The 2,456-nt window shown below is 69.0% G+C and carries 3 protein-coding genes; all 3 read left to right on the top strand.

Annotation, left to right across the window (positions count from 1 at the left end; genetic code table 11):
* Positions 1–1,246, top strand: a 1,246-nt coding sequence (locus ABZ646_RS44955) for an RICIN domain-containing protein (RefSeq protein WP_360533096.1), incomplete at its 5' end; no start/stop codon positions are given.
* Between the two features lie 297 nt (positions 1,247–1,543).
* Positions 1,544–1,672 carry a hypothetical protein gene (locus ABZ646_RS44960; RefSeq protein ID WP_360533099.1) on the top strand — a complete coding sequence of 43 codons (129 nt, stop codon included), beginning with the start codon at positions 1,544–1,546 and terminating at the stop codon, positions 1,670–1,672.
* A gap of 152 nt (positions 1,673–1,824) precedes the next feature.
* Positions 1,825–2,456, top strand: a 632-nt coding sequence (locus ABZ646_RS44965) for an alpha/beta fold hydrolase (RefSeq protein WP_360533102.1), incomplete at its 3' end; no start/stop codon positions are given.

Consider the following 2,456-nt stretch of genomic DNA (forward strand, 5'->3'; position numbering starts at 1 on the left):
CTGGGGCTGGCAGTCGGCGGCCAACGCCGAAGGCAACAACAGCGTCAGCTACAACCGGATCGGCAACGTGATGAACCGGCTCTGCGACTCCGCCGCCATCTACCACCTCTCCAACGACCCGGGCACCGTCATCAACGGCAACTACATCCACGACGTGCTGCGGACGCCGGCCGCCTGCGCCTCGGCCGTGGCCGGCCTCTACACGGACGAGGGGTCGAACAACATGACCCTTTCGAACAACGTGCTGTCGCAGACGGACGGTTTCATCAACCAGAACGCCAACGGCTCCAACGTCACACTCACCAACAACACGACGTCCGGCGACTCGGTGATCAAGGCCTCCGGTCTCGAGTCCGCCTACCAGGGGCTGGCGACGAAGCTCAACCTCGCCTACAACAAGCCGGCGTCCGCGTCGTCGGTCTACGGTTCGAACACGCCCGCCTCCAAGGCCGTCGACAACGACGGTACGACCGGCTGGTCGCCGACCGGCAGCGACACCTCGGCCTGGTGGCAGGTCGACCTGGGGCAGGCCTACCAGCTCGGACAGTTCTCCCTGACCACCCGTCAGGACCTGGACCAGTCCTCGACCCGGGGCAACTTCGAGGTCCGGGTGTCCAACGACCCGTCCTTCGCCACGTACACCGTCGTGGGACGCCAGACCGGCACCCTGCCGTTCGCGGCCACCCTCACCGGTGACATCAACGTCCGCCAGGCCTTCCGCTACGTCCGCGTCGCCAAGACCGACGGGGCGTACTTCTTCATCACGGACTTCGCTGTGCAGCGGGCGGGTGGGGCACTGGAGGACTCGACCGGCACGCCGAACACCAACCCGTCGACCTACTACTCGATCAAGAACGTCAACAGCGGCCTGGTGATGGACGTCAACGGCGCGTCCACCGCCGACGGCGCGAGCGTCATCCAGTGGCCGAACTCGGGCAACGCCAACCAGCAGTGGACCATCGTTCCGGTCAGCGGGCAGCTCAACAAGATCGTGAACAGGAACAGCGGCAAGGTCCTCGACCTGGGCTGGGCAAGCCACTGGAGGGGCACCGCGCTGCAGCAGAGCACCTACAACGGCAGCAACAACCAGCTGTGGTACTTCGAGCCGACCAGCGGTGGATACCTCATCCGCAACTTCGAGAGCAAGCAGGTCCTGGAGGTGAGCAACAGCTCGACCGCGAACGGGGCCACCCTCGATCAGTACATGCCCTTGAACCAGCCCAACCAGGCTTGGACGATCCAGTGACAGGATGACCGACGCAGGACTCCAGACGGTGGGGCAGGGGGCGACGGCCTCCCTGCCCCACCGTCGCCATGCACCGGCCACGCTGATGCCACCGGGCTGACCGCCGCGTACTCCGCCGCTCTCACGCCCGCGGCTTGGCGATTGCTCGCCGACACCGACACCGACGAGGCCGCACTCGCTTCGCTGCGAGACACCGAGCGAGAAGAAGCAAGGTGAACGCGCCCGGCCTGCTCCGCCGCCGGCTCGGCTCGTGCCGCTGGCTCGGCGACCACATGGCCACGGGCACCAACGTCGGACGTGGTCCGCGCCCTGGCGGACGCGGGCATCGGCTGCGGGGTCCTGATGGCGCCGGTGATTCCCTTCCTCGCCGGGGCCACCTCCGTGACCCCTCTGGTGCCGCAGCTGCCGGAGCCGGCCCTGCTGTGAGCACCGGTCGCGTCCGAGGGCGTTCGAGCGCAACCCTCGGCCCAATCGGGTCATTAATCATCTGAACAGGTTCTTCCGGACCCTGCCCCCGGGACGATGCGGCCAGGACCGTGACACGCGCGGTCCGCGATCCCCGCGTCCTGGGAGGCTCCATGCGAACACGCGCAGCCGTGCTGTGCGCCGCCGCTGTCGTGGCCGGGTCGTTCACCGCCCCGCCCGCGAGCGCCACCACCCGACCAGCCGTCCAGACGCCCCCGGTGGCCTGGAAGAAGTGCGGCACCACCGACTACCCCACGTTGCAGTGCGGCACGGTCACCGTGCCCCTCGACCACCGGAACCCCGGCGGGAAGAAGATCACGCTCGCCCTCTCCCGCGTCCCGCACACCGCCGCCGCCGCACTGGGGCCGCTGCTGGTCAACCCCGGCGGCCCCGGCGGCAGCGGGCTGTCCCTGGCGGGCTTCGTGGCGTCCGCGCTGCCGAAACAGGTGGCCGCCCGCTACGACGTCATCGGCTTCGACCCGCGCGGGGTCGGCAGGAGCGGCCCCGCGATCGACTGCGCGCCGGGCTACTTCGAACCGGTGCGCCCCGACTCGGTCCCTGCGACACCCGCGCTGGAGGAGGCGAACCTCAAGCGCGTCCGGTCGTTCGCCGCGGCCTGCGGCAAGAAGTACGCGGACGTGCTGCCGTACCTCGACACGGTCAGTGCCGCCGAGGACCTGGAGTCGGTCCGGCAGGCCCTCGGTGCCCCCCGGATCAGCTACTTCGGCTACTCGTACGGCACCTA

The sequence above is a fragment of the Streptomyces sp. NPDC007162 genome (assembly GCF_040634175.1).
Taxonomy (GTDB): Bacteria; Actinomycetota; Actinomycetes; order Streptomycetales; family Streptomycetaceae; genus Streptomyces.